Origin of the sequence: Paenibacillus sp. A14 (assembly GCF_036864815.1) — a bacterium.
GTDB lineage: Bacteria > Bacillota > Bacilli > Paenibacillales > Paenibacillaceae > Fontibacillus > Fontibacillus sanfengchensis.
On record NZ_JBAGJD010000011.1, the window covers coordinates 40,944 to 67,059 of the forward strand.

Here is a 26,116-nt window from a genome sequence, read left to right on the forward strand (position 1 = left end):
GCGAAACTGAGGGAGTAGGAAAAGTGCAGCTTATTTATATCCTAATGTTCCTGTCGCTCTGGTCTTTGGGGCTGTTCGTCTTATTTCATAGGACAAGGTCCAATATTTGGATCGGGTTAACGATCTTGCTGGGCGGTTCGGCGAGCTATACGTTCAGCATGCATCTGTCCATTATACCGATGTTGGGAGACGCAGCCTGGATGCCGGAGTTTTTTAGCCGGGCGCTGTATGTATCGACTGTGGTGAGCATGAATATTTATTATTTTGTTCTGCCTTACGTATTCAGTTTGGGCGGGCTGTGGCTGAACGAGCGGATGTCCTCCCGCTGGAAATGGATTTGGTCGGTGCTGCTTCTTCCGGCCGCGGTGCTATTGATTCTGGATCGAGCGCGGCAGGGCTCCTGGCATATTTTCGAGATGGCTGAGTTTCGCTGGTGGGACGGGATGTATGTCGCGATCGGTTGTTTCTTTTATATCCTGGCTTATTTCGGAGAGAAGAACGAGTTAAGCCGGCGCGGCCAACGGAGAACCTTGCTCTTCCCGCTTGTCATGATTTGGGCCTATACCTCCGATTACTTGGGCTTTAATTATCTGGGGCTCGGCTGGTGGTCTTTTGACTTGCGCAGCAACGGGATGTGGCAGGCCAACTTTATCGTCATCCTCGGAACGGTCGCCGCCGTTTTGTTCTTTACGATCCGGTACGGCTTTCTCGGCATCAAGCTGCGGATCGAACGGGAGCGGATTGATTATTCGATACGCACGCTGACGATGGGCGTGTCCATTCTGAACCACTCCATCAAGAACGAGATTCAAAAGATCGATTACCTGGCCGAAAAGAGCCGTTCCCTCATGAAAGCAGGTCATACGGAAAGAGCGATCCAAACGATGAGCCAGGTGCACGGCTTGACGGATCATCTGCTGCACATGGTCAACCGGATCAAGGAGAAGGCCGAGGATGTACAGCTTGACGAAAGCGAGAACGAACTGCGCGAGCTGCTGGAGGACGTCATTTCCTCCTCGCGAGGGATTACGGAAGCCAGGGGGATCGCTTTATCCGCTTTTTACGGAGCGGAGGGCAAGCTCATTTGTGATGAGGTTCATGTGAGAGAAACGCTTTCCAATCTGATTCGCAACGCCATCGACGCTTTGCCTCCCGAGGGGGGGATGATTGAACTGGCCACGTCGGTGACCCGGAAGGAATTCATCATTGAGGTGAAGGATAACGGGGCCGGAATCCCGCAGGAGTATCTGGCCAAAATATTCGAGCCTTTTTTTACGACGAAGAAGAACGCGTTGAATTACGGGCTCGGCCTGTCTTACTGCACCAGCGTGATGAGCAAGCACGGCGGAAGCTTGTCGGTGGCCGAGAGCGTCCCGGGCAAGGGAACGACGATCGTTCTGCACTTCCCGAAATACCGGTTCAAGCCGGCATCTCCTGCCAGGAGCCGGTTCAAATGGTCCAGGGAGGGGCGTTTGAACCCTCCGGCTAATCCATTTTGAAATGGGTCAGCTTGTTCTTAATGCTGCGCAGTTGGGATTTTATCGTATTCGTCGACTTGTGAAGCCGTTCGGAGATTTCCCGCTTGCTCAGCCCGTTCCGGCGGAGCTCGAAGACCTCCCGTTCGGTCGGTGAGAGCTCCATAAGCTGCACTTCGCTCCGCATGGCCCGGGCGGCGTCGGGATGAATGGACGCCCGGCCGCTGTGGGCTTCGCGGATCGCATGCAGGATATCCTGATAGCTCGATTTATTGATATAATTCATCGCCCCCAGGCGAAAAGATTTCATAATCACTTCGGACTCCGTAATAGAGGTCAGCATAATGACCTTTACGGAGTTGTTTTTTTCCTGCCGTAAAATTTCCTCGGCGGCGTCCAGCCCATCCAGATGATTCCCCGTCAGATTGATATCCATCAGAATCACATCCAGATCCAGACGCGTTGCGAGCTCAACCGCTTCTTCCTTCGTGGAGGCCACGCTGTCGACCGCAATATCGGCCTCATCGGCCAAATCCGCACTGATATGCTCCCTCCAGAAGGGATCGTCCTCCACAAGCATGACACGAATTCGCTCCATCTTTATAACTCCTCACACCTTGGAAAAGGTTGCATTTAGCCTTAGTATATCAAGGTTTACCCCGTAAAGGTAGGATGAAATCCCTTCACCCCCGGGTGAAGAAAGTTCATCCTGTTCGCCGTTTTGGGCCTGCTCTATAATCCGAAATGTGGCCGGAGAGACCGGCTGGAAACTATGAAAACGGAAGCGGGGGATTTAGCACTTAAGCACTGAGTTTTTCGGTATGGACGGTTTGCCGGCCGGCTGAAGGGAGTGATGGAGTATGTCGATAGCTGGAGAGATCAGCGGTTTGACGGAACTGATTCAAGCGAAGTTTCCGGCGGTGACGGTTCACCGTTTCCAGGGTCCCGCCCTACCTGTGGCAGGGGAATTCGTCATTGAACTCAAGCAGGAGACGCGGCGGAGCGATTCGCGTAGCCATACATTGGCGGAAAGACAGTACGCGGTCGTTTATTACGCGGAGCAGGTAGAGGAAGTAGTCCTTAGCCTGGAAGCGCTGAGCCGTTACCTGATGAATGAGCGCGCGGAAGCGGACACCGGGAAAACCGGAGGGGCGGGGAGCATCCGGGCGGAATCGTTTGCGATTTCAACCCCGGAGAAGCTTGAAGGCGGACTGCATAAAGGCACGGGCACCGTGGTGATCAACACGCGGGAGCCGGTGGCGATCCGGCAGTACGAGAAGATCAACAAAGTGGAGTATCGCACGACCATTAATTTGAAAGGTGGCATGAACGAATGAGTGGATCATGGGAACCAACCAGCCTGCCGGTGCGTCCGGGGCTGTACATCAGATTTGAAGAGGCCGCAGCGGCGCAGATCAAGGGCGGTACGCGCGGAACGGTAGCATTGCCGCTGCTCAAGTACAAAAATGCGGCGGATGCCAAGAAGTTTTTTACGGTGGAAAAAGTAAAGGAAGCCGCCGATTGGTTCGGGGAAGAAAATATCGATCCGATCCGGCTGATACTGCTCGGCGGAGCGAAGGAAGTGCTCGTCTACACGGTTCCGGCTCCACCGGCGCCGGCCGAGGGGAAAGAGGCCGTGGTGGATTACACGGCGATCCGGGATGCTTTCAGTACGCGTCATTTTAATGTGTTCGTGTATCCTGCGGAAATTCCGGCCGCGGAGCAAAAGGCCGCCAAAGAGTGGTGCGCCGACAATCGGGAGGATGAAGGCAAACACTTCATTACCGTGATCGGGGGAACCGCCGACGAAGATCAGAAGCCGGACACGGGCAATACCCGCAGCGTTGCCGTGAAGGATGATTATGTCGTCAACCTGATTACCGGCGTTGAGATCGACGGAAAGCCGTACAACTCGGCCCGCTATGCGCCTTACGTCGCCGGCTTGATCGCGGGGACCGGCATTAACAAATCGATTACGTATGCGCCGGTTTACGCCAACGATGTCACGAAGCGCCTGAGAAAGACCGAAATCAATGCGGCGCTGGAAAAAGGTTCGTTGGTACTTGTTCATGACGGCGAAAAGGTGAAGGTGGAGCAGGGGCTGGTCACCAGCGGCAAGAAAATCCGCGCCATGCGGGCCCGTCAAGCCATTTCCACGGATATTACCAAGGCCGCTGCCGATTCTTATATCGGCAAGCTGGACAATAACGCCGACGGGCAAGCGGCGTTGATCTCCGCGATCAAAGCCTACCTGGAGCGGCTGCAGTTGAACAATGTGCTGACCGACATCGTCGTGACGCTGGATCCGGACCGGAAGTCCGAAGGAGATCAAGTTTACCTGCTGGTCGCCTTCACGGAAGTCGACAGCATGGAACGGATTTTCCTGACGATCCGGGTGTAAGAACAAGAACGCTTTCAACATTACTAGGAGGGATTTTTAGTGCTGGATTCAACCCGCGTTATCAATGGGACTTACGGATATGTGTATTACGATGGCAAATGGCTGACCAACGTCAAGTCGGCCGAGGCGAATGTGGAAATTACGAAAGAGGAGATCAAGCGGTCCGGCACGCGCTGGACGGCGCATAAAGTGACCGGACTCAGCGGCTCGGGTACGATGACGGGGTATAAAGTGACTTCCGAGTTCGTTGAACTGATCGGTCAGATCGCCGACGACAAGAAGGGAACTTTTACGACGGAGCTGATCCTGAAGCTGGAGGACCCGGAATCGTACGGAGCCTACCGCGTGCGGTTGAAAGGCGTGACCTTTGACAAAATTCCGCTGATGCACTTCGAGGTGGGAGCGATCGTGGAAGAAGAGCTTCCCTTTAACTTTACCGGCTATGAGCTGATGGATAAACTCGTGGCTGAATAATCACGCTTCTCCGGAAATGGCATGGCATGAACCCGGCTATAACAAGGCGCTTTTGTCCGGGTTCCATGTCATTTCTGTTTCATGACCGAAAACCAAACGAATAAACCCTAAGGAGAGATGAATCACATGGCAGTTACCGATAACCGACAAATTAGCGTGCTTCAGGCGCTTTTGAGCGCGGACAGCAAACCGACCAAGGATATTCCGATGAAGCGCCTTGGCGTCGATTTTCAAATTCAGGCGCTGGACGGCAAAACGATCAACAAAATTCAGGAACAGTGCACGCACTATACGGGCAAAGGAAACAAACGGGAAAAAGTGATGGACGAAGAGCAGTTCGGTGCTCTGGTCATCCAAAAAGCCTGCCTCATTCCGGACTGGTCCGCCAAAGAGCTGACCGAGAAATACGGCACACCGACGGAAGCGATCCTCGGCCTGCTGCTGGCCGGCGAAATTGCCAAGCTGTCCGCGGAAATCCTGGAAATCAGCGGGTTCGACAGCGATGAAGAAGAAATAAAAAACTAATCAAAGCGGGCGGCGAGGCCTTTCTGGTGCACCTTATTTTTCAGCGGCATCATATTCCTCCGGATGAGGTGTACAACAAGGACGAGAACGTAAAGCGGTTTATGTACGCCTCGATGATGCTGCAGCTGGAAGAGGAGGAGAAGGCGCGGAAAGAGCAGGAGCGGGCCGCCCGCAGGATGAGGTCGTAGGGTCGCTTTTAGCCAGGAGGTGAGGAAGCTGAGCAACTATCACAATAAGAACAATACGAATGACTATATTACCAGTAAAAGTTTAAACAACCTGAAAAGATACAACAAAGCGATGGGCGAGCTTCAGGCCCGCACCAAAGCTATCCATGATCTGAACAGCATGGCGAGAGCGAGCGAGCAGATGTGGAACGCTGGCAGCCTGGGCAGAATGATGGCGGGACTTTCCAAACTGGAGGGTGCGGCCGGTTCTGCACTATCTATGGTGAGCGGCGGGTTTAAGAAGGCTTGGAGTTCGGCCAAACAAAGCGCGGGCAGTGCGCTTACGGTAATTGGCGGCAAATTGACAAAGTGGAAAGGCGCGCTGTCCGGATACATCACCAAGTTGAGGGCGCCTTTAGGGAAACTGGCGACCGATCCGATTCCATTTAGGAAGAAAGAGGATCCGGCGGCCGCAGGCGCGGGTACGCAAAATGCCGCCCAAGACGGCGGCGGTGGTGGCGGCGCCATGGAACTGCTGACTTCGGCTAAAGATAAAATTATGGAGGCGGCCAAAACCTACAGCGATGCTTATGGCGTGCTTAGAGCCACTTCGGGGGCCTCCAGGCAGGAACTGGTCAAACTTGCCCAGTCTTTTCGGACCGTCGGGGGGCAGGTACCCCAAAGCTTGAGTGAAGTCGGCAAGGCGATGGGGATTTTGAGCCGGGAAACCTCCTTAACCGGAAAAGATCTGGAGGGTTTGACCAAGATGCTCCTGGATGCTTCAAGATTAACCGGCGGCGATAGCGCCCAAGCCGCGGAATCGGCCACATCGGCCATGTCTGCATGGGGGTACACGGCCAAGCAAGGCGAGGTGATGCTGGAGCAATTTTTTGCCGCCAGCCGGGCGGGAAAAGTGGATATGGTCGAGTTGATGAAGCAGATGGGTCAGTTTGGTGAACCGCTGAAAGACATGGGCCTCGGATTTAATCAGTCGATGGCTCTCATGGCGAAGTGGCAAAAAGACGGGCTGAATCCGATCGGAGACGCGCTTAAGGATCCCAAGAAGCTTCCGGCCGGCGGGTTCACGGAGATTGCCGCAAAAATCCGGGATGCCAAGACAGCTACAGAAGCCATGCAGTATGCCACGGGGATTTTCGGGAACAAAGTCAGTGAAGACCTCGTAACGGCACTGAAAGGCGGAAAGGTAGAGTTTAATGGCATTCTCGCCTCCATGAATCAGTGCAAGGAAGGGATGTTGAGTCAGGGGCAGGTTCTTGAAACCTTTGGCGACCGCTTTGGAGCCTTGCAGAATCGGATAACGATTGCGCTCGCTCCGCTTGGGGATCTCCTGCTCCCGTTTATGGGAGCGATGGTTGGGGCGCTTGAGTTTTTTATGGAGTATGCGGATATTATGGGAGCCTTTTTACTCGGAGTGAGTGCCGTATTGCTTACTGTTTTTGCACCTGCTTTATATGCTACGGCAATAGCGCTGAAGGCTAACGCCGCTGCGGCTATCGCCCTTGCCGCACCGTTCGCTCCCCTTATTCTGGCCTGCTTGGCCGTAGGGGCCGCCTTTGCCGCAGTTGCTTATTTGGTGAAGTATCACATGGATGATATTAAACAGCTCGTTACTTCGGCATGGGATTACATTATGGGTAAGATTGAAAAAGTTAAAGCCTTCTTTTCCGGCACGAATGAGGCTTCCGTCAATTTAAACACGAAGACCACGAGTCAGGTGACATCCGCAGGGGGCCCTCCGTCCAGCCACTACCACGGTCTCGACTACGTCCCTTATGACGGGATGATGGCCCGGCTGCATAAAGGCGAACGCGTGATGACGGCGAGCGAGAACCGGGAATATTCCGGCGGCGGAGGCGGGGGCGCCTCGATTTCGATTACGGGGAACACGTTTCACGTGCGCCAGGAGTCGGATATCGACGACATTGCCCGGGCGCTGGCCCGCGAGATCAAAGCGGCGGGAGGTTTGATGGCATAATGGCGTCTCTGCAATTTTGGCTGAAGACCATGGACGAAAAAGACTGGTTGCGGCTGCCCGTCAATCCCGAGCAGATCTCGGTAAAAAGCTCATACGGCTACGAAGACGTTCAAGTCACCCAGCTTGGCGAGTATACGGTGATTGGTGAGGCCGCGCTGCGCGAGTTTTCCCTCGGCTCTTTTTTTCCGCGCGACTATCATCCCGGTTATTGCGAATACGAGGATTTCCCAACACCTTGGGACATCGTAGGGAAGATTGAGAACTGGCGGAAGCTGCGAAAACCCCTCCGTCTGGTGATTACCGGCACGCCTATTGAATGCCCGGTTACGCTCCGGTCTTTTCAGTATAGTGAACGGGCGGGCAATCCGGGGGATGTCTTCTATGAAATGGAGCTCAAGGAGTATAAGGAAGTCAAGTTCCGCCAGGTGGAAACCTCCGGTTCGGGAAAGGCCATGGTCATCACAGGGGAGCATCGTCCGGATACCAAGGTTCCCCCGGCATTTTATATCGTGGTGCCCCGGGATACGTTGTGGAAAATCGCCCAGCGCACCTTAGGCAACGGCGATCGGTGGAAGGAAGTTTATGCGGCCAACGAGAAGGTGATCGGCAAAAACCCGGATAAACTGATTCCCGGCCAGAAGCTGGTGATTCCTTCATGAGCTGGAGCGTGACGTACAAAGATCGAAATCAGAACGTGTACCTGGATCCGATCGTGAAATCGATCAGTTGGTCCGGCGATATCAAGCAGGCGGCCCGGAAGCTTGTCGTGGAAGTTTCCAACACGGGTGATCTTCGGGATCTGTACATGGTGTTTGAAAAAGGAGCGGAGCTGCGGCTCATTCTGAATGGGAAGCAGGAGCTGTTTCGGGGCGTTTTGTTTGCGGACCAGATCAACTCCAAGGGCCAAATGACTTTAACGGCCTACGATGAGAACATCTATTTGACCAAAAACAAGGATACGAAAATATTTCGGAATCAGTCCGCCTCCGCGATCATCAAGCGGCTGTGTAATGAATTCTCCATTGAGGCGGGCGAAATCCATGATACGGGCTATGTGATTCCGAAGCTGGTTTTTCGCGAAAAGACATTGTTCGAGATGATGGTGATGGCCCTGACCGAAACCCAGAAGCAAAATGGGCAGCATTTTTTGATTACCTCCAGGGAAGGCAAGCTGCAGCTGCTGGCACGAAAAGAGCAGGAAGGGAAATGGGTCCTGGAAAACGGGGTGAATCTGCTCGATGCCAGCTATTCGCAATCGATTGAAGAAACCCGCACCCAGATCAAGGTGATTGGCGGGGACGTGGAGAAGAAGGCGATTTCGGCGAGCGCCAAAGACGGGGAGCTGATTAAGCGATTCGGAATCATGCAGCATGTGGAGAAGCCGGACAAAGATATGACTCCATCCCAGATGGAGCAGCGGGCCAAGCAATTGCTCGAGGATCTGGCGACGATTGAGGATCAGGCCCGGATCGAATGTCTCGGCATTCCGGATGTCGTGTCCGGTTCGTGCGTATATGTCAAAGAATCGGTGACGGGGATTCTAGGCGGATACTACATTTCCGCCGATGAACACCGGTTCGAGAACGGCAGCCATACGATGTCGCTGACCTTGTCGGCGACGGATGATATTCCCGAGATGGAATACAACGAACAGAAGGGGGCCAAATAATGGAACGCATTGAAGGCTCGGGAGCAAGTCAGCTGGTTCAGCTGATCCGGGCCATCGGGTACAATTCCGAGATTACTTTTGAGTTGGCCACGGTGACGTCCGCACCGCCTCAACTGAAAATCAAGGTGGATCATATGAACGTGGAGCTGGAGAAGGACGACCTGATCGTGGCACAGTCGCTGGCGAAGCATACGCGGAAGGTGAATTTGAAGAGTGAGGGCGGGACAAAGATTTTTGCGGATATCAAGAAAATTAAAACCCCTCCCTACCAGTTTAGTCTTAGTCATTTGTTTGGTGGTACAGGAAAACTGGAGTTTTTCGGGATAAATATGGCTGCCGCCGATCAAACCATTGAAGAAGCTGACTTGGAATTTACCGACGAACTCAAAAAGGACGACCGCGTCATCGTCGTCGGTATTAACCAGGGGCAAACCTATATGATTTTGGATCGGGTGGTGATGTATTAATGGCATTGTCTCCGCTGCGAAGCAGGGAAGAACGATTTGTGGAGGTGAAGCCCGCCCGGCTTCCTTCCCGGACTTATTTGCTTGATTTCGAATCGGGCCAGGTCAAGGAGAAAATCATTGACGGTCAAGAGGCGATCAAGCAGTCCATTCAGAAGGCGATCCTAACCGCCCGTTATCGCTATTTAATCTATAACAGCCAATACGGCTGTGAAATTGAAACTTTACTGGGACAGGACATTTCTCCGCAATTGCTGCACAGCGAAATCACCCGGGTGATTACCGAAGCGCTTAAGGAAGATGACCGCATCCAGGCTGTCGAACAGTTTCAGATCGAGAGGGAGAGCGATAAGCTGTTCGTCACATTTACAGTGATAACGGCCGAAGGAGCTATTGAGCAGGAGGTGAGCATTTAACATGTTTGAAAATCAGACGAAGGAAGCCATTTTGGATCGGATGCGGAACGCCTCGCCGGAAGGCATCGATACGCGGCAGGGCTCCATCACCTACGACTTGCTGTCGCCCGCGGCCATCGAATTGGCCCATGCTTATATAGCGTTGGAGAATGTGCTGAAATTCGGTTTTGCGGGTCCCGAACAACCGTCCGGATACCTGGATCTAAGGGCGGCTGAAATGGGAATCACACGGCGTCCCAGCGAGAAAGCGGCAGGGGAAATTGTGTTCAAAGGAGACGACAATACCGTCGTTCCCAAGGGGACATCCGTTTCCACCGACGAGGAGGAGGCTATTGTATTTGTAACGACCGAAGCGGGCGTGATCGATCAAGGAACCGCTAAAGTGAAGGCTGAGGCGGCGGTAGGCGGCGTACGGGGAAATGTCGATGCCGGACGGATCAAGCTGATGCTGGGAAATTTGACCGGCGTTGTTTCGGTAACGAATCCGGAAGAGTTTAAAAACGGGGCCGAAAGGGAGTCCGACGAGTCGCTTCTGGGCAGATACTACGATCGGGTCCGGAGACCGGCGACGAGCGGGAACGCCTGGCATTATCGTCAATGGGCGCTGGAGGTTTCCGGTGTGGGCGATGTGAAGGTCTTTCCTACCTGGAAAGGGGGAGGCACCGTAAAGTTATCGATCTTGTCCGAAGACAAGCGGGAGCCCAATGATGAAATTATCGGAAAGGTACAAGACGCAGTGGACGAACGCCGTCCGGTGGGAGCGGATGTTACGGTTAGCGGAGCGGAGGAAGTGAAAATCAACGTGTCCGCAAGTTTAAAACTAGCATCGGGAGCGGATTTGGAAGGAATCAAGACGTTGTTTGGCAAAAAGCTGGAACACTTTTTAGCCGGTATTGCTTTTAAAACAACGATCGTTTCCTATAATCAAATATTCGGTCTTCTGCTGGATATTGCCCAAGTGGAGGATTTCCAGGAATTGAAGATTAACGGGGAAAAAGGCAACTATAAAATCAAAGAAGATCAGGTAGCGGTGGCCGGGGCGGTGGAATTCATTGTTTAACGATTTGTTCGAATTTAAACGTGATCTGGAAAAAGATATGGCCGACTACCTGCCGAAATACTACGCCCTTCATGACAACGAGGGCCAGCCTGGGATTACCAGCAATCTGATCACTCAGGAAACGAAAGAACTCCTCGGACTGAACCAACGAATCCTGGACGTTCTCGAGCAATTTTTTGTAGAGCGCGCCACCTGGGGACTTGCTTTTTGGGAAAATATCTGCGGGATTCTCGCCGACGAGAACAAACCTTGGGACCAAAGGCGATCGGTCATCAAGTCAAAGCTCAGGGGAGCCGGAACGGTAACCCTGGCGGTCATCAAGAACGTAGCGGATTCGTTCGAAAACGGGGAGATCCGGGTAGAGGAGATTTTTTCCGAGTACAAAGTAGTCATCACGTTTATCGGTACGCGGGGCAAGCCGCCGAACGAACCGGATATGCGTCAGGTCCTGCGCGAAATTATCCCGGCCCATCTCGAATTGGAGTTCCGGTACACTTATTTGACATGGGATGAACTGGATGCGGCGGATTTAACATGGGATGAGCTTGAGGCGTTGAACATGACTTGGGATCAGTTGGAGGTTTGGAAGCCTAACACGCCCAAAGAAGGGAGAGATGAAACATGAAGAAATTGCCCAGCGGGCTGAACGCTTTTGAGCCTTCTGACGCAGTCAGGAGAGAGGCGCAGAATGCAAATATTGAAGTACTTGATAGGCTGTTTAACAATAATGAAGGCCACAGGCATACGGGGAAACCGGGAGATGCTCCTCCGATCGGTAGGGAAGGAATCGAAAGCGGAGCCCTTGAACGGCAGCATTTTAAAAATGGAAGAATAAGTGAAAATGTGGCTAAGTTCAAGCCGGTTACAGTAACGGATGGGTCTATTATAGGGCTGCCAACGGCACCCTATTATAAGCCGAGGGCAGATTCGGCCGAGATGAACTGTTGGTACCTTGCCCCATCAGGTGAATATCCGGCAAGTCTCACAATAAATTTAGAAGGCTTTTACGATATTGAGGCAATCGCATTGGAAATAACACCAGTAACACCGCTTAAGTGTAAACTTGAAATAAGTACAAACCAATCGGAATGGAAGTTAGTTACGGAACGAACTTTTGAAGGAGAAAGGTTTGTCTCCCTTCCAAAGCCGGAAAATGCAAGCTATGTTCGGATAACCGTCATCGAGCCTGCCGTGTCTGTGACAAGAATCACTAGACTGGCAGTATATAGTTCACAGACTGATGGGGTGGAATATGAGCCATTGGAAGATCGAAGAGCTTGGGGACTGGTTGCTCGGCTACAGGGGCTAATAACGATTTCTTCTAATCCAATTATCGATAATGAAGTTTCCGTAACACTCTCAGGACATGTGTGGATTATGAACCCGATAGCCAACGCATACTTGACGGTATACGCCGGAACATATCCATTGGTGAATAATGAATATTTGTATATCGATCTGCCCTATTTTGGTGACAATACTCAAGGTATATATCCTAAAGTCGGCAAGCCTGATTACAATAAACCTCTCGGTTTCTATGCGCATCGCGACCGATTGATTTTAATGTACCGGGGGGGAGACAAACAGCTCTATTTGAATTTCCCTCTGAATACGAAACTGCAGAGAACCGGGGGCATTCCGATGTTCTCAATAGCTGGTGCTAATTTATTAGATGCTGATATGAATATTGAAGATAGCATGCGCTATGCGGACGAAACGTTTACGGGAACGATGGCCCGTTTGAAGGCGGATAAGGACAGCATCGCGGCGGATGGGTCGGATGTACTGACGGTCGATTTATCGATTACGGATTGGCAGGGAAACATTCAAGAGGATTTCAACGAAGATGTACAACTGGAAATGAACGGGATCCAGCAAGCCATCAGCGTTTCCAAGGGCAAGGCTGCCCTAACGGTCAGCAGTGAAGAACCGGGGGAATTCCGGCTGAGCACGCTCGGACTCGATCGGAACGCCGGGTTAAAGGTGGTGGTAACGGATGGCAAGTAAAAAACCGCTCCCGAAAACCGCGCATTTTCATATCCCCACGGACCCGCTTCGGGTCAAATCGGAGGAGCTGCGCGCCCGTCACAGCGAACGGAAAGAGCTTAAAGCGGCTGAGGCAACCAACGAACTGCTGTACGAAATGCTCTCGGACCTGCTGGAACGCCAGGAGCTGCTGGAAGATAAGCTGGATCAACTGCTGAGAGCAATGCCGCGCCGTTAGTGAACTGGGGTACCCTGGCTTGGTCCCGCCCGCTCTGTCCTGATTAACGGGAAAACCTCCCGTTAATCAGGCGGAGGGACGGCCGCGGGAGGAGATTAGCTGGAAAAACTCCCGCTATATTGCGTCCGGAAGGCCGATTCGCGCCGAAGAGGCGGAAATTGCTGGAGAAATTCCAGCTAATGCGTAAGATCGCGCAAATAGCGCCGAATTAACGGGAGAAAATCCCGTTAATTGGCGGGGGAGCTATAGGCGTAGTGCATCCGTACCTGTGAACTCGAGGGGACAGGCGGTAAACAGTAAATGGAGGAAAGGTAAACAGTAAAATTCACCCCCTGACCAGCCGAGGAGAAAACGAAAACATGAAAGCTGCTGACCTGTTCAGCGGCTTTTCTTGTGAATCGAGCAGTTGTTTGGGGAACGCTTGACATTTTATCAGTTTAGAACTAAACTGAATGCAATCCTTGAAATGGGGGAAAAGAAATGAATGACAACGAAACACGCGACCCCGACCAATTAGAGGAAAAACATGCGGAAAAGCTCGGGGTATTGGTATGGTACCGCATTTCACGCATATATAACCGGAGTCTGCGGGCGTCCAACCAGCACTTAAAGGCCTGGAACCTGTCGGTCGCTCAATTCGACGCGCTGGTCCAGATCGGGGCCCACAAACGGCTCACCCAGCAGGAATTGGCCGACAAGCTGCTCGTGTCCAAAGGCAATATCACCCAGCTTCTGGCGAAGATGGAGGAGTTGGGCTGGATTCGCAGGGAACAGGAATGGAAGAAGAAGTGGCTGTCGCTAACCGACGTCGGGCGGGAACTCTACCGCCAGGCCGTGCCGGAGCAGGAGCGGTTTCAGGCGTCTCAATTCGAAGGGCTAAGCCGCGAGGAGAAACAGCAGCTTCTGGCGCTCCTGCGCAAGATTGAAAAATCACAATAACGAACGGAGGGTTCCTCATGAACTTGGAATTCAAGGGTATTCATCACGTTTCCGCCATCACCAAAACCGCTTCGGAAAACTTTAAGTTTTACACGAAAGTTCTCGGACTCCGTCTGATCAAAAAGACCGTGAACCAGGATGATATCTCGGTATATCATTTATTTTACGGCGACGAAGTCGGCAATCCGGGAACCGAGCTCACCTTCTTCGAGCTTCCGAATGCCGGGCGCAATGTCGACGGCAACAACAGCATCTCCGCGCTTTCGCTTCGCGTGCCGAGCGACCGGGCATTGGAGTACTGGTCCCGGCGTTTGGCCGAGTTTGAGGTCGAGCATGAGGAAGTGAAGCAGCGGGCGGGGCGGGCCACACTGGCTTTCAAGGATTTTGAGGGGCAGCGGCTCGTCCTGGTTTCCGATGAACATAACGCGGGCGTTCCCGGCGGCAAACCGTGGGACCGCAGCCCGGTGCCCGCCGAATATGCCATTGTCGGCCTGGGCCCCGTTCAATTGACCGTGAGCGAGCCGGAGCTGACAATCGCTGTACTGACGGAGCTGATGGGCTTCCGCCGGAAAGGGCAGTACTCTTCGCAAATCGAAGGGCAGCCGGATATTCTGGTGTTCGAGACCGGCGAAGGAGGAAGTGGCGCCGAGGTCCACATTGAGCCGAGAACCGATCTCCCGCGGGAACGGCTGGGGCGGGGCGGCGTCCATCACGTCGCTTTCCGCGTTGCGGACGAGGAAGAGCTGCGCGCCTGGATCAAACGCATTCGGAGCGTCCGTTTGCCGAACTCCGGCTTTGTGGACCGCTTTTATTTCCGGTCCCTGTACTTTCGCGAGCCGAACGGCATTCTGTTTGAACTGGCGACCGATGGACCGGGATTCGCCACGGACGAGGATATCGAGCATCTCGGCGAATCCCTGGCGCTGCCTCCGTTTCTCGAGTCAAAACGGGCGCAAATCGAGGCACATTTGAAACCGCTGGATACGGTGCAGTAAAGCCATCCCATTAGAATAGCGGGGATCCTTCCCGCTTAAGGCCGCCGGAGCCCTAAACTCCGGCGGCCTTTCTTGATTTCCATCAGATTGTCGATTATTTAGTCCGGGAATCCGGGCCCGGCTATAGTATAATGGGGTCACCCGGCTTAGAAGAGGTGAAGTGGATTGTTTGGCGCAGAACTTAGCGTTGTGGATTTTTTTACGGAACAAAATATAGAGCTTTTCCTGGAGCGCTTCCGCTCTCTGGGTCCGCTGCCCGGCATCCTGCTGACGTTTATGAAATCCTTCGTCCCGCCTCTGCCGACGATCGTGATCGTGGGTGCCAACGCCGCGATTTACGGCATGTGGCTGGGCTTTTTATATTCCTGGATCGGACTCGTGACCGGGAGTCTGCTGACCTTTCTGCTGATCCGCAAGGCGGCCGAGGCCCCCGTGATGCGGCGCTGGGCCGCCAAGCCCAAGGTGAAGAAAGCGATGTTGTGGGCCCGCAGGAACGGATTCAGCTTCGTTTTTCTGCTCAGCATGCTGCCCGTAGGCCCGTTCGTCGTCATCAACATGGCCGCGGGACTGACGCGGATGCCGCCCGCCTCCTTCGGAGCGGCGGTGGCGCTGGGCAAAGCCGTCATGGTCTTCTGCGTGTCCTATATCGGCACGCATCTGGCCGACTTTGCCGCGCAGCCCGCCAAGCTCCTCGGCGTCGCGGCGTTCATCGCAGCTTCCTTGTGGTTGAACCGGAAGCTGCAAAGCTACTTCACGGCGGCTGCGGCCGAGCCCGAGCCCGCCGAATGAACCCGGCGGTGCCGCCCCCTATTCCAGGGGCTCAGCACCGCCGGTATAGGGCCGCGACCGCCTCGGCCTCGGCCCGGAGCCGCTCGCGCAGCTCCGGCGGCCCGAGGACCGCGGCTTCCCGGCCGCAGGCCAAGACCAGCTCACACGCCGATTCCAGCGTGTGAAACTCCACCTCCGCCCGGACCCATCCCGGTCCGTCCGGCTCGGTGCGGAGCACTTTCGCGTAGCGTTCCCGCTTCAGCCGGGCGAGCCGCGGCTCCGCCACCCGCAGCTCGGCCGGATACTTCGGCAGGCGGCTTTTGAACTCCGCGGTGGACCGCTCCCAATACGCCCCCAAGGTGAAGCCGGGCGGCCGCTCAAAGCGCTCCTCCAGCACCGCGGCTTCCATGATCCGCGAGATCCGGAACGTCCGAAGCTCCCCGCGGTCCTCCGCCACCAGGTACCAGACGTTCCGCTTGGCGACCAGCCCCAGCGGATGAACGATCCGGGAGTCTCCGCTCGCATCTTCGTCCGATTTCCGGTAGGTCATCTCCAGCTTACGCTCCGCCCACACGGCTTCCTGAACGACGGAGAGCCATTCGAATTTTTCATCCGAGGCATGCCAGCCGGCCCCGTCGATATGAATCCGCTGGCGGATCATTTCGGCATCCCGCCGCAGTGCCGCAGAGGAAGAGGCCATCAGCTTCTGGCGAGCGGTCTCCAAGGACTGCCGGCCGATCCCCAAGTCGCCGAGCAGGGTCCCGTGGCTCGTAACCAGCAAAGCCAGCATCTCTTCCCGCCCCATGCCGGTTAAGCCGGTCCGGTAATTTTCCGCCAGCATCCATCCCCCCAAAGACCCGCGTTCCGCATAGACGGGGACACCTGCCGCACTCAAGGCATCCATGTCCCTGACGATCGTCCGTTCCGAGACCTCCAGCTTTTCCGCGAGCTGGCGGGAGTTTAACTTTCCGCCGTTTTGCAGGAGCAGCAAAATCGATAATAGCCGGTCCGCCCTCATAGGGACCCCTCCCTGTAGAAGTTTTTCTCTTGATCACGATTGTACCATTTTATATAAGACAAGAGATGTCATATATGATTGGTAAACTGGGGATGTAAGAGTAAAAACAAGCGAGGAGAGGATGGGTAGCATGAACGACAATCGTCTATTCACGGACAAACCATTAAAGGGAAAGATCGCCGTCGTCGCAGGTGCCACAAGAGGCGCAGGGCGGGGAATCGCCACGATGCTCGGGGCCGCGGGGGCCACGGTATATTGTACCGGGCGCAGCGTTCGGGGGAGCGCTTCGGATCTGCAGCGGACGGAGACCATCGATGAGACGGCGGAGATAGTAACCGCTCGTGGAGGGATGGGCATTCCCGTCCGCACGGATCACACCCGGGAAGAGGAGGTAAAAGCCCTGTTCGAGCGGGTCGCGGACGAACAGCAGGGGCGGCTGGATATTCTCGTGAACGACATTTGGGGAGGCGAGAAGCTGACGCACTGGGGCACGTCATTTTGGGAACAGCCCTTGGGGGATGCGCTGCTCATGCAGGAGCGGGCGGTCAAAGCCCACTTGATCACCAGCTATTACGGCGTTCCGCTGATGGTAAAGCGGGGGGAGGGATTGGTGATCGAAATTACGGACGGCTCCACCTATAATTACCGGGGCAACCTCTACTACAGTCTGGCCAAAATCTCGCCGATCCACCTGGCCGCAGGTATGGCGGAAGAACTGCGTCCGCACGGCATTACCGCCCTGGCGGTGACTCCGGGGTTCCTGCGCTCCGAGCAGATGCTGGAGTATTTCGGAGTGGAGGAGCGGAACTGGCGGGATGCCGTGGCCAAAGAGCCGCATTACATTGAATCCGAAACGCCTTTCTATGTAGGGCAGGCGGTTGCCCACTTGGCCGCGGACCCCAAGGTAAGCGAAAAGGCGGGGCGCTCCCTCACCAGCTGGGATCTTTCCGATGAGTACGGCTTTGCCGACGTAGACGGACGGCGGCCGCACTGGGGCAATTATGCGAAGAGCCAGGGGCTGCCGGTCAACTGAGCCGGCAGACGGACCAAATAACACCAAGCATGGCGCCGCCCATTATGAGGCTTATTCGCCGACTTAAGAAGCGGCGTAGCGAGTGGGATTTGGCACCCCTAATTTCCCTAGCCGCCCGCCGGTATTAGCGGCCTTTTGGGAAGCTATTTTGGCCCGATTCGGCTCTGCGGGAATCATAGCGGTCCAAAAGGGCCCTATACACTGGTGCGGGCCCGAAGTCGGGTTTGACTCGCTTTTTTTTCAAAAATTGGGGCCCAAAAGACCGTTATTTCTACCGATGAGCCGAATTCGAAAAAATAGCGACGCAAAAGGCCGCAAAAGGCTCTTATTCGCTTGCCTTCCTTTCAAGAGAAGCTGGCCGCTAGCAACGCTAGTGCCAAATAACGGGAATTTCTCCCGTTATTTAGGCCCTGTTGCGGCTGCAGAAGCCAATTAGCTGGAAAACCTCCCGCTAAATCGCCTGACATTGTGTACAACGGCAGTCGGAGTGCGAAATAGAAGGAGCTTTTCCGGCTAAATCGGGTGCCAAGGCCCAAGAGCAGGAAATTAACGGGACAATTTCCCGTTAATAAGTGTACCGACGGCACAATCTACCAAATAAATTAGGCCGTTGCCCGCTCATTAAAACCGGGCCCGGCTTTGCTCATGGGCTACATCCCGCTCAAAAGCCACGTTCCAATCCCCCTGAATGGCTGCGTAACCGACATCGCCTTCGGCGACCAGGCCGTATAGTTTTTTTACATCCAGAAATTCCCGACGCTCTCCGTTTTCAAACTCCAGCGTGATATAGTAGTAAGTGTGTGAGGAAGAATGCATGGCGTTATCGTCGGAATGATGAGAATGCCGGACGTCCATTCTTTTGGATACGATTTTTACGTATCTGGAATCCCGCGGGGAGCGGGCGTTTTTTATGTAGCGGGCGCCGTTGGCGATAGAAAGGACGATCACGACCACAAACCCGATGGCGATCAAGATCGGAATGAGCGTAAACATGAAATCAAAGCCGCCTCCTCCGAAGGAAGAGGGTCCAAATCCGGTATCCATGTGGTTACCTCCTTTTTCGAATGTCTCGCATATTCAGATGATAAGAATCCGAATCTACGTCTTGTTTGTTTTAACGTGGGAACGGGTCGATTAGTTTCAGAACAATTAGGTTTTCGGGTAATACATACTAGTAAAACACAAATGGGAGGGTGAACGGTATGATACGACAAGATAAAAAAGGCGCAGATCTCATTCGGGAAGTCGCGCAAACGGAGGTTCCGTACGGAACGCTCGCCATCTGGTTTCTGGGTCAGGAAAGCGTCATTATTAAAGGGGATGGCATTACCGTTTACGTTGACCCGTACGTCTCGGATTTTTTGGAGAAGCATCATGAAGCGGTGCGCACGTATCCGGCACCGATCACGCCGGAGGATATCGCGGGGGCGGACCTGTGTCTGATCACACATGAGCATGCGGACCATATGGATGAAGGGACTTTACCCGTTTTTCATGCGCAAAATAAGGGGGCGTTCATCCTCGCCCCGGCCTGCTGCAAAGAACCTCTCCTTGGGATGGGCATTGCGGAGAACAAGATCGTGGAGGCCGAGAACCGGAGAAGAGAGTTTTTCGGCAAAGTGGCCATTACGGGTATTCCGGCCGCTCACGAGCAATTGGATAAGGATGCCGCGGGAAAACACCGCTACACGGGCTATCTCATTGAGCTGAATGGCGTCAAATTGTACCATGCGGGAGATACGGTGATCTATCCGGAACTGATCGACCTGCTGAGTGAAGCCCGCCCGGATGTGGCTATGCTGCCGATTAACGGCGGGGATTATTTCCGCAGGGAAAGCGAACTGGTGGGGAACATGAACTACCGGGAGGCGGCGGAGCTGGCGGTGCGGATCGGCGCGGAGACCGTCATCCCGCTGCATTATGATGTGTTTGCGGCGAATTCGGAGAAACCCGGATATTTTGTGGACTACCTGTACGAACGCTATCCCGAGCAAAAAGTCCATGTCATGGCGCGGGGAGAGCGGTTTGTGTATGTGTCGGAGCGGGCTTTCCTGAAAGAGTAGAGCGAGCCCGGAACAGAAAAAGAAGGTACTGCTCCTCAAAATTGTTGAGGGAACAGTACCTTCTTTTCGTTATCCGGGAGCCGCCTCTGTTTCGCGTTCACGAGCAGAATGCTGGCGACGATGAGCGCCATTCCCGCGAGCAGATTCAGAGTCAATCGCTCGTTCAGGAACAGGACGCTGCAGACGATGGAGACGACCGGGATGAGGAACGTGAACGATCCGACCTTCGATGCTTCCCCCGAGCCGATCAGCTTGAAGTAGACGAGCCAGCCCAGTGCGATGACGAAGACGGAGATGAACAGCGTGTCAAAGAGAAACGCTCCGGTCCAGCGGATCTCCGACCAGCTCTCGACGGTCGAGCCGTACGCCGTCATGACGCCGCCGCCGATCAGGATCTGCATGGCGGTCATCCACAACGAGTCGACCTTGGCCGCCTGCCGCTTGATGTAGACGGTTCCGAGCGCCCAACTGAGCGCGGATGCCAAGGCGAGCAGGATGCCGATGAAAGAGATGCCTCCTTTAAATCCGCCGATGCTCATCACGGCCACACCGGCGAAACCGAGCAGCAGGCCGATCATTTTCCGGGCGTACATTCTCTCTCCCAGCCACATCCAGGCGAACAATCCGAGCAGCACCGGCTGCAGGAACACGATGGCCGAGAACAAGCCGGCGGGCATGTATTGAAGGCCAACGGTCTGGAAGCCGTAGTAGAAAACGATGCTGAGGAAGGCCGATATCAAATAATAAGGCCATGTTTCCCGAAGCCGAAGCTTCCTCCAGCGCGGCAGCGCGACGATGATAAGCAGAACCCCGCCGATTAGCGTCCGAAGGCCTGCGAACAGAAGCGGCGGCGTAAATTCCAGCGCATATTTGGATAACGGCCAGTTGATCCCCCACATCAGTATGAGGAAGGATAAATAAAATAGGGTTTGCTTGCGGGTTAGTGCAGCTTCTGACATAAGAGGTCTCTCCTTGTTAAAGGGTCAACCCGAATGATACACTATTTTTTAACATGATGAAAATGAATGTTTATTATAGGGGGCATACCATTCACGTTATGACAAACACGCAGATCCATCTTTTCGTCAAAATCGCGGAGACGGGAAGCTTTACGAAGGCGGGCCTTGAACTGAATATGACGCAGCCGGCGGTCAGCCGCGCGATCTCTGCGCTGGAATCGGAGCTGGACATTCCTCTGCTTCTGCGCGACCGCCGCAGCGGCGTGCAATTGACCGAGGCGGGCAAGCGGATTCTCGTGCTGTTCCGCGAGATTATTGGCGCGTTCGCCAAGGTGGATCAAGTCGTCGCCGACGAAAAGGGGCTCCAAGTCGGGACGATCCGGGTCGGGGCTTTTCCCGTGGCCGCCGCACACTTCCTTCCCCGGATTATCGGCGCCATCGCCAAGAAGCATCCGGGCATCGAGTTCGAACTGCACGAAGGAAACATCGACGAGTTGAGGAACTGGCTGGAGACGAAGCTGATTGACGTTGCGTTCCTGATTCCGCCGGATGGGGATTGGGATACGGTGCCTCTCTACCGGGAGAAAATGTTTGCGGTGCTGCGGGAGGATCATCCGCTTAGCGGGCTGCCCGTCATCCCCGTCAAACGGCTGTCTACGGAGCCGTTCATTACGTGCAAAGCCGGATACGAGCCGCCGCTCATCGACCTGTTCGAACGGGCGGATGCCTGCTTGCAATCAAAATACATCGTTCAGAGCGTCAGTATGGCTCTTAACATGGCGGAAGAAGGCCTCGGCTTTCCGATTCTGTCCGAGCTAGCGCTCAAGACGCTTCCGCCCCGGCTTGTGAAACGCGAGCTCGAACCAGAAGCTTATCGCGACATTCGGCTCGCGGTGCCTTCCATCGCTGAATCCTCCCACGCGGTCAAGCTGTTTATCCGGACCACGCTCGACTTGTTCCCGCCGGACGGTTTGCCGGTCCCGGACCAAATTTAAGAACCGAGACAGGACCAAAACGCCTGTCTGCCGCGGTGATTTTTTCGCGAAATAACGGCTGCTTCCTGATTATTGAGTATATCGGCACTGACGTTGCATCAAACCTGAAACTTTTCGCGAAAAAGCCGCTATTTCACAATCCCCCAGCCGAATTCGACAAAATAGCGCCGCAGCAGGCCCTTATTTTCTGCACGGCATGCAAACATGCAAATTGTTAATGCTGCGCTAGTGATCGGAGGCTTAAGCTGCGTTCGCCTTTGCGACCGGATTTGTACTGTAGGCTGAATTATTGATTTGCGTATAAGGCAGCGTTGTGAAGGGTTCTTATCACCCTATGCTCAACGCGAATTTATTATTTAAATTAACTGGAATTCCTCCTGTTAATTTGTTGCCTATGTGGCCGTGGAGGCACATTGGTTGGAAAACCGCCCGCTAATTCGCCTGAAATTGCCTATATCGGCGGTTGGGCCGCGAAATAGATGGAGCTTCTCCAGCTAAATCGGACCCTAGGCCCAAGAGCGGAAAATTAACGGGAGGTTTTCACGTTAAAAAGTTAGCTGCATGCCCGTTTGTAGTGCGTGCAGATCAAAATAAATCGGACTCCTCCAGAACTTATGAATTCCCGCCACGCCGTATGAACTCCAGAACGATATCCTGCGGATGATCCCCGAATTGGCTCCCAAACAGATTAAGCCCCCGCTTATTGACCGCGTCTTCCTTTACTTCAAACCGGATGGAAATGGGCTGGTTATACGCCAAATGAAGCATTCCGATCGAGGTATCAGCGGCAGGGACGCCGTTTACTGAACTCCCCTGATGACCGATGCGCCATTCCGTCAGCATCCCGTATTCGGTTCCGCTTTTCCAGCGTTCAGGGGTCAGCTTGCCTTTACGGTCCCCAAAATCGGACGGACAGGTCCATGTGCCGGCATCTAGTCCGTTTACCGTGACCGTAATATCCGAAGCCCAGTCCGAACGGAAGGAAGGAGCCTCGGAACACAGCTCGGCGCGAATGCGCAATTCATCGAGTTCGACGCCGGGAGGCAGCGGGTTGGCGAAATAGTATTCGATATAACCGGACTCGGCAAACCATAGCAGCGCAGCGTCTATTCGTTCGGGCATATAAAATACCCGGGGGTCGTCCTGCGAGCCGATCAAGGTCCCGTCTTTGCCGGCCATGCCACAGGAGGGCTTCACGGAACAATGTGAGTACATCCCGATCGGCATATGAATGCTCTCGATGGGATGAAGGCCGTCGCCCGGCTTGGACGGAAGCTCCAACTGGATGGAACGGCAGGTGATGGAGCATATTTTTTCCCGGTTGGCTCCCTGGGTGGAGACGATCAGTTCGGCTTGCTCGAGGGTCTGCACATTGATGGAAATCGTCGGCTGTGCCACGCCCAAAGCTTCGGCCAATTGACTGACGCTCATGGGTTTCTCCCCAAGCGCTTCCAAAATGCGGACGCGAAGGTCTCCGGATAACGCCTTGGCCACGTCAAGAATTCGGGAAGCCGGATAGCGGATCATTTCTTGCAAAGGTTCATTCATCTCAAAATTCCTCTTCTTATATAAAGATTGTTGAGCTAATTGTACAATGAAGTAAGTATATTGTAAAACTATAATAAACATTGTAAAAATCATATACAGGTGCTAAAATGGGCGCATAAACCTCTTGCGAAAGGTCGTGCATACTCATGAGTACCTCTTTGTTGAACGCGGAGAACTTATTGATTCCTCGCCCGGAGTTTCCTCATCCGCATTGGCAGCGGCAGCATTGGCTGAATTTGAACGGTCCCTGGTCTTTTCGTTTTGATCCGAACGATGAGGGCCTCCAAGGGCAATGGAACACGGACAGGGAAGTTCCTTTTGACGCAGAGATTCAGGTGCCATTTTCCTGGGCCAGTCCCCTGTCCGGAATCGGTAAGGATATCAAAGGAATAGGGTGGTATCGGCGCATGGTGACTTGGAGTCCCGCCGTTAGCGGGTCGCGCCTGTTTTTACGCTTTGGAGCGGTGGATTATTTGTGCGACGTCTGGATTAACGGCTGCCATGTCGGAAGCCATCAAGGCGGCTATGGCTCGTTTGAGTTTGAGGTTACCGGCGTCTGGCAAATGGGCGGCAGCAATACGATCATTGTGAGGGCGGAAGATCAGGATCATAGCTATCAGGCGCGGGGGAAGCAGGGGTATGGCGAAATCCGCGGCATCTGGCAGCCGGTTTGGCTGGAAGCCCGCCCGCAGACGTATCTCAAAGACGCCAAGTTCAGGACCTCTATGGATGGGCGGATCGAGGTGGCCGCAACCATCATGGCGGACCGGGCCGGAACAGCCGAGCTTACTATGGACTTCGCGGATCATGCTGTTCGGCATACCTTAACGGCTGAACTTTCGGCCGGCGAGAATAAACTGAACACCCGCTTTATCGTGAACGATCCTCACCTATGGAGTCCGGATACCCCGCATTTGTATGAGGGAGTTCTAAAGCTTGGCGGTTCCTTTGGGCTTGATCAAGTCGCCACTTATTTTGGCATCCGGGAAATCGGGACGGCCGCCTTCGGCGACCGCGGTTACCGCTGGATTACGCTGAACGGCAAGCCGGTTTATTTGAACGGTACACTGGATCAGTCGTATCACAAGACCGGTTATTTTACCTATCCGTCCGATGAGGAAATGCAGGATGAAATTTACTTGATGAAGCGGCTGGGACTCAATTTTGTAAGGATTCACATCAAGCCGGAAGAGCCGCGTAAGCTGTATTGGGCCGATAAGCTGGGGATTCTCGTGATGGAGGATATGCCTTGCTTCTGGGGGAACCCGGACGAAAAGGCGCGCCAAGCTTACGAGCACGAGGCGCTTGAGGTGATCGAGCGGGATTATAATCATCCGTCGATTTTTTCCTGGGTGATGTTCAATGAAACGTGGGGGCTCAAGACAGATCCCAAGGAAGCGGGAGTTACGGGAAATATCGGGCAGCAGAGCAGCTATTTGCCGGAAACCCAGGAATGGGTGCGCGAAAAATACCGCTGGGCAAAGCAGCTCGATCCGACCCGGATCGTCGAGGATAATTCGCCTTGCAATTATGATCATGTCGAGACCGATATCAATACATGGCATTTCTATATCAACGGATATGACCAGGTCCGCGCCCATTTGGACGACGTCGTCGGCAAAACCTATCCGGGCTCGTCCTTCAATTGCATCGGCGGAAATGTCCAATCCGACGCGCCGCTGATGAACAGCGAGTGCGGCAATGTATGGGGCATTGAAGGCGGCGCGGGCGACAGCGACCTGGCCTGGCATTACCGCTACATGATGAATGAATTTCGCAAGCACGACAAGCTGTGCGGGTTTGTGTTCACCGAGTTCCGCGACGTGACGAACGAATTCAACGGTTATTACCGTCTCGATGGAACGGGAAAAGACTTTGGCTATGACGCCTTTGTGCCCGGCATGACGATGGCCGATCTGCATTCTCCGGATTTCATCGTGCTCGACGCGCCTCCGTGCCGAACGATTTCCGCGTGTGAACAGGCTGTTGTTCCCATGCTGCGTTCGAGCTTCAGCGACCGGTATCATGGACAAAAGCTGACGTTGAAATGGGAGCTGTGGCATGATCATCTGGGCGTTCGCACCGTGGGGGACAGCGGTCTTTTACAGGTCGATTGGGAGGGCTACGGCGTTGCACCGCTTTCCGCGCTGTCTCTGACGATGCCTGACCGGGATGCGGTAGCCGTGCTTGCGGTATCCCTGATGGATGAAGCGGGACGAACGATTACGCGGAACTTTATCACGTTCGACGTAAGAAGCGGCGAGGCTGGCGGATACGCAGCGGGAGGCGGTGTCATTCAAATCCCGGTAGGCTCTTACGCGGAGCAGACGTTTGAGCATCAGTGGACCTCGATTCAAGGCGCGAAAGTGAGCGGTGCGGGGAAGGGCCGTTTTATTTATGACGTAGCACTGCCCGGTATAGCGGAGCAGACCGCCATTTACGATATAGAAATTGTATTCGAAGCCGGCGCGAAGCGGGTATTGGCCCGGAATATCGAAGGTTCGATCGATACCGACATGGGAATTGGCGCGATGCATGGCGCCGACGCGAAGGTGGAATATAACCCCAACACCTATTACATGACTGATGAGGAAAAGCATCCTTCCCGCCTAAACGTGCTGATCGACGGCGAGGAGATCGGCTCCCTTGTTCTGCCGGACGATCCGGCGGACAGCCGCGGCGTATTGTCTTGGCATTACCAGCCAGTCGCGAACAAACTGGATGAAGCCGGATCGTACGGCTATCTTTGCAGGTTGAGCGTCCCGGTGCAATTGACGGCCAGGCTGAACCGCAGCCGTACTTTCCGCTTGGAATTGCAGGCAGAGGAAGGCGGCGTGGCCTTGTACGGCCGCAATGCCGGGCGTTATCCGCTGGATCTGCTGATCCGGTACAACGGATAGGCTTGATTCATAGCATGGGGACAAAGG

The 26,116-nt window shown here is 54.3% G+C and carries 27 protein-coding genes; 22 read left to right on the plus strand and 5 right to left on the minus strand.

The genetic code is table 11. The features are described from left to right. Positions 1 to 23: 23 nt before the first annotated feature. Positions 24 to 1,499, plus strand: a complete 1,476-nt coding sequence (locus V4U88_RS22290; RefSeq protein ID WP_334075448.1) for a sensor histidine kinase — start codon at positions 24 to 26, stop codon at positions 1,497 to 1,499. Here the strand turns inward: V4U88_RS22290 and V4U88_RS22295 are convergent. Continuing rightward, the gene (locus tag V4U88_RS22295) at positions 1,486 to 2,073 is read right to left on the minus strand and encodes a response regulator transcription factor (RefSeq protein ID WP_334075449.1); all 588 of its coding nucleotides are present in this window, start codon (positions 2,071 to 2,073) and stop codon (positions 1,486 to 1,488) included. The two genes, V4U88_RS22290 and V4U88_RS22295, sit on opposite strands and share 14 nt — an antisense overlap. A 262-nt stretch (positions 2,074 to 2,335) precedes the next feature. Here V4U88_RS22295 and V4U88_RS22300 point away from each other — a divergent pair, with 262 nt between their 5' ends. The 17 genes from V4U88_RS22300 to V4U88_RS22380 all read left to right on the plus strand — a co-directional run bounded on the left by V4U88_RS22300 (position 2,336) and on the right by V4U88_RS22380 (position 15,594). Then, positions 2,336 to 2,812, plus strand: coding sequence for a hypothetical protein (locus V4U88_RS22300; RefSeq protein ID WP_334075450.1), 477 nt, complete (start codon positions 2,336 to 2,338; stop codon positions 2,810 to 2,812). Beyond that, positions 2,809 to 3,876, plus strand: a complete 1,068-nt coding sequence (locus tag V4U88_RS22305) for a phage tail sheath subtilisin-like domain-containing protein (RefSeq protein WP_334075451.1) — start codon at positions 2,809 to 2,811, stop codon at positions 3,874 to 3,876. Before V4U88_RS22300 ends, V4U88_RS22305 begins: the two co-directional genes overlap by 4 nt. Before the next feature lie 39 nt (positions 3,877 to 3,915). Next, entirely contained in the window at positions 3,916 to 4,350 is a 435-nt protein-coding gene (locus tag V4U88_RS22310) for a phage tail tube protein (protein WP_334075452.1), read from the plus strand. Positions 4,351 to 4,476: 126 nt separating this feature from the next. Further along, positions 4,477 to 4,875: a phage tail assembly chaperone gene (locus V4U88_RS22315; RefSeq protein ID WP_334075453.1), complete on the plus strand. Its 399-nt coding sequence runs from the start codon at positions 4,477 to 4,479 to the stop codon at positions 4,873 to 4,875. Positions 4,876 to 4,901: 26 nt separating this feature from the next. Next, on the plus strand, positions 4,902 to 5,063 hold the full coding sequence (locus tag V4U88_RS22320) for a hypothetical protein (protein ID WP_334075454.1): 162 nt from the start codon (positions 4,902 to 4,904) through the stop codon (positions 5,061 to 5,063). A 19-nt stretch (positions 5,064 to 5,082) separates the two neighbouring features. Next, positions 5,083 to 7,038, plus strand: a complete 1,956-nt coding sequence (locus V4U88_RS22325) for a phage tail tape measure protein (protein ID WP_334075455.1) — start codon at positions 5,083 to 5,085, stop codon at positions 7,036 to 7,038. Continuing rightward, on the plus strand, positions 7,038 to 7,697 hold the full coding sequence (locus V4U88_RS22330; protein ID WP_334075456.1) for a LysM peptidoglycan-binding domain-containing protein: 660 nt from the start codon (positions 7,038 to 7,040) through the stop codon (positions 7,695 to 7,697). The genes V4U88_RS22325 and V4U88_RS22330 overlap by 1 nt, the downstream gene beginning before the upstream one ends. Next, complete coding sequence (locus V4U88_RS22335; RefSeq protein ID WP_334075457.1) at positions 7,694 to 8,707, plus strand: XkdQ/YqbQ family protein; 1,014 nt, start codon at positions 7,694 to 7,696, stop codon at positions 8,705 to 8,707. Before V4U88_RS22330 ends, V4U88_RS22335 begins: the two co-directional genes overlap by 4 nt. Then, positions 8,707 to 9,174, plus strand: coding sequence for a DUF2577 family protein (locus V4U88_RS22340; RefSeq protein WP_334075458.1), 468 nt, complete (start codon positions 8,707 to 8,709; stop codon positions 9,172 to 9,174). Before V4U88_RS22335 ends, V4U88_RS22340 begins: the two co-directional genes overlap by 1 nt. Continuing rightward, a complete protein-coding gene (locus V4U88_RS22345; protein ID WP_334075459.1) occupies positions 9,174 to 9,587 on the plus strand; it encodes a DUF2634 domain-containing protein in 414 nt (137 codons plus the stop codon). The genes V4U88_RS22340 and V4U88_RS22345 overlap by 1 nt, the downstream gene beginning before the upstream one ends. Position 9,588: 1 nt before the next feature. Next, positions 9,589 to 10,647, plus strand: a complete 1,059-nt coding sequence (locus V4U88_RS22350; protein ID WP_334075460.1) for a baseplate J/gp47 family protein — start codon at positions 9,589 to 9,591, stop codon at positions 10,645 to 10,647. Next, positions 10,640 to 11,272, plus strand: a complete 633-nt coding sequence (locus tag V4U88_RS22355) for a putative phage tail protein (protein ID WP_334075461.1) — start codon at positions 10,640 to 10,642, stop codon at positions 11,270 to 11,272. Before V4U88_RS22350 ends, V4U88_RS22355 begins: the two co-directional genes overlap by 8 nt. After that, complete coding sequence (locus V4U88_RS22360) at positions 11,269 to 12,654, plus strand: hypothetical protein (protein WP_334075462.1); 1,386 nt, start codon at positions 11,269 to 11,271, stop codon at positions 12,652 to 12,654. Before V4U88_RS22355 ends, V4U88_RS22360 begins: the two co-directional genes overlap by 4 nt. Beyond that, a complete protein-coding gene (locus tag V4U88_RS22365; RefSeq protein ID WP_334075463.1) occupies positions 12,644 to 12,871 on the plus strand; it encodes a hypothetical protein in 228 nt (75 codons plus the stop codon). The genes V4U88_RS22360 and V4U88_RS22365 overlap by 11 nt, the downstream gene beginning before the upstream one ends. A gap of 480 nt (positions 12,872 to 13,351) precedes the next feature. Continuing rightward, positions 13,352 to 13,810 (plus strand): MarR family winged helix-turn-helix transcriptional regulator, encoded by a 459-nt coding sequence (locus V4U88_RS22370; RefSeq protein ID WP_334075464.1) that lies wholly within the window; start codon positions 13,352 to 13,354, stop codon positions 13,808 to 13,810. 23 nt (positions 13,811 to 13,833) lie between these two features. Then, positions 13,834 to 14,805: a ring-cleaving dioxygenase gene (locus V4U88_RS22375; protein WP_334075508.1), complete on the plus strand. Its 972-nt coding sequence runs from the start codon at positions 13,834 to 13,836 to the stop codon at positions 14,803 to 14,805. Positions 14,806 to 14,970: 165 nt separating this feature from the next. Further along, complete coding sequence (locus V4U88_RS22380; RefSeq protein ID WP_334075465.1) at positions 14,971 to 15,594, plus strand: TVP38/TMEM64 family protein; 624 nt, start codon at positions 14,971 to 14,973, stop codon at positions 15,592 to 15,594. 31 nt (positions 15,595 to 15,625) lie between these two features. Here V4U88_RS22380 and V4U88_RS22385 read toward each other — a convergent pair whose 3' ends face one another. Then, a complete protein-coding gene (locus V4U88_RS22385; protein WP_334075466.1) occupies positions 15,626 to 16,591 on the minus strand; it encodes a helix-turn-helix transcriptional regulator in 966 nt (321 codons plus the stop codon). A 130-nt stretch (positions 16,592 to 16,721) separates the two neighbouring features. Here V4U88_RS22385 and V4U88_RS22390 point away from each other — a divergent pair, with 130 nt between their 5' ends. Then, on the plus strand, positions 16,722 to 17,624 hold the full coding sequence (locus V4U88_RS22390; RefSeq protein ID WP_334075467.1) for an SDR family oxidoreductase: 903 nt from the start codon (positions 16,722 to 16,724) through the stop codon (positions 17,622 to 17,624). Positions 17,625 to 18,245: 621 nt separating this feature from the next. Here V4U88_RS22390 and V4U88_RS22395 read toward each other — a convergent pair. After that, positions 18,246 to 18,668 (minus strand): DUF2500 domain-containing protein, encoded by a 423-nt coding sequence (locus tag V4U88_RS22395; protein WP_334075468.1) that lies wholly within the window; start codon positions 18,666 to 18,668, stop codon positions 18,246 to 18,248. 158 nt (positions 18,669 to 18,826) lie between these two features. Between V4U88_RS22395 and V4U88_RS22400 the strand changes: the two genes are divergently transcribed. Continuing rightward, complete coding sequence (locus V4U88_RS22400) at positions 18,827 to 19,687, plus strand: MBL fold metallo-hydrolase (RefSeq protein WP_334075469.1); 861 nt, start codon at positions 18,827 to 18,829, stop codon at positions 19,685 to 19,687. Between the two features lie 35 nt (positions 19,688 to 19,722). Here the strand turns inward: V4U88_RS22400 and V4U88_RS22405 are convergent, their stop codons facing one another. Then, positions 19,723 to 20,646, minus strand: coding sequence for a DMT family transporter (locus V4U88_RS22405; RefSeq protein ID WP_334075470.1), 924 nt, complete (start codon positions 20,644 to 20,646; stop codon positions 19,723 to 19,725). A 98-nt stretch (positions 20,647 to 20,744) separates the two neighbouring features. On the opposite strand from V4U88_RS22405, the gene V4U88_RS22410 reads away from it, so the two are divergent. Continuing rightward, on the plus strand, positions 20,745 to 21,641 hold the full coding sequence (locus V4U88_RS22410; RefSeq protein WP_334075471.1) for a LysR family transcriptional regulator: 897 nt from the start codon (positions 20,745 to 20,747) through the stop codon (positions 21,639 to 21,641). A gap of 612 nt (positions 21,642 to 22,253) precedes the next feature. Here V4U88_RS22410 and V4U88_RS22415 read toward each other — a convergent pair. Next, positions 22,254 to 23,189: an ArsR/SmtB family transcription factor gene (locus tag V4U88_RS22415; protein ID WP_334075472.1), complete on the minus strand. Its 936-nt coding sequence runs from the start codon at positions 23,187 to 23,189 to the stop codon at positions 22,254 to 22,256. Between the two features lie 146 nt (positions 23,190 to 23,335). Here V4U88_RS22415 and V4U88_RS22420 point away from each other — a divergent pair, with 146 nt between their 5' ends. Further along, positions 23,336 to 26,089: a glycoside hydrolase family 2 protein gene (locus tag V4U88_RS22420; RefSeq protein ID WP_334075473.1), complete on the plus strand. Its 2,754-nt coding sequence runs from the start codon at positions 23,336 to 23,338 to the stop codon at positions 26,087 to 26,089. The last annotated feature ends 27 nt before the right edge of the window (positions 26,090 to 26,116 follow it).

Bases quoted from the DNA above. Each gene is read 5' to 3' on its own strand.
- V4U88_RS22410 (WP_334075471.1), top strand. From the start codon at position 20,745: ATGACAAACACGCAGATCCATCTTTTCGTCAAAATCGCGGAGACGGGA.
- V4U88_RS22335 (WP_334075457.1), top strand. From the start codon at position 7,694: ATGAGCTGGAGCGTGACGTACAAAGATCGAAATCAGAACGTGTACCTG.
- V4U88_RS22415 (WP_334075472.1), bottom strand. From the start codon at position 23,189: ATGAATGAACCTTTGCAAGAAATGATCCGCTATCCGGCTTCCCGAATT.
- V4U88_RS22390 (WP_334075467.1), top strand. From the start codon at position 16,722: ATGAACGACAATCGTCTATTCACGGACAAACCATTAAAGGGAAAGATC.
- V4U88_RS22300 (WP_334075450.1), top strand. From the start codon at position 2,336: ATGTCGATAGCTGGAGAGATCAGCGGTTTGACGGAACTGATTCAAGCG.
- V4U88_RS22340 (WP_334075458.1), top strand. From the start codon at position 8,707: ATGGAACGCATTGAAGGCTCGGGAGCAAGTCAGCTGGTTCAGCTGATC.
- V4U88_RS22405 (WP_334075470.1), bottom strand. From the start codon at position 20,646: ATGTCAGAAGCTGCACTAACCCGCAAGCAAACCCTATTTTATTTATCC.
- V4U88_RS22360 (WP_334075462.1), top strand. From the start codon at position 11,269: ATGAAGAAATTGCCCAGCGGGCTGAACGCTTTTGAGCCTTCTGACGCA.
- V4U88_RS22350 (WP_334075460.1), top strand. From the start codon at position 9,589: ATGTTTGAAAATCAGACGAAGGAAGCCATTTTGGATCGGATGCGGAAC.
- V4U88_RS22400 (WP_334075469.1), top strand. From the start codon at position 18,827: ATGATACGACAAGATAAAAAAGGCGCAGATCTCATTCGGGAAGTCGCG.
- V4U88_RS22345 (WP_334075459.1), top strand. From the start codon at position 9,174: ATGGCATTGTCTCCGCTGCGAAGCAGGGAAGAACGATTTGTGGAGGTG.
- V4U88_RS22295 (WP_334075449.1), bottom strand. From the start codon at position 2,073: ATGGAGCGAATTCGTGTCATGCTTGTGGAGGACGATCCCTTCTGGAGG.
- V4U88_RS22420 (WP_334075473.1), top strand. From the start codon at position 23,336: ATGAGTACCTCTTTGTTGAACGCGGAGAACTTATTGATTCCTCGCCCG.
- V4U88_RS22330 (WP_334075456.1), top strand. From the start codon at position 7,038: ATGGCGTCTCTGCAATTTTGGCTGAAGACCATGGACGAAAAAGACTGG.
- V4U88_RS22385 (WP_334075466.1), bottom strand. From the start codon at position 16,591: ATGAGGGCGGACCGGCTATTATCGATTTTGCTGCTCCTGCAAAACGGC.
- V4U88_RS22305 (WP_334075451.1), top strand. From the start codon at position 2,809: ATGAGTGGATCATGGGAACCAACCAGCCTGCCGGTGCGTCCGGGGCTG.
- V4U88_RS22365 (WP_334075463.1), top strand. From the start codon at position 12,644: ATGGCAAGTAAAAAACCGCTCCCGAAAACCGCGCATTTTCATATCCCC.
- V4U88_RS22370 (WP_334075464.1), top strand. From the start codon at position 13,352: ATGAATGACAACGAAACACGCGACCCCGACCAATTAGAGGAAAAACAT.
- V4U88_RS22315 (WP_334075453.1), top strand. From the start codon at position 4,477: ATGGCAGTTACCGATAACCGACAAATTAGCGTGCTTCAGGCGCTTTTG.
- V4U88_RS22395 (WP_334075468.1), bottom strand. From the start codon at position 18,668: ATGGATACCGGATTTGGACCCTCTTCCTTCGGAGGAGGCGGCTTTGAT.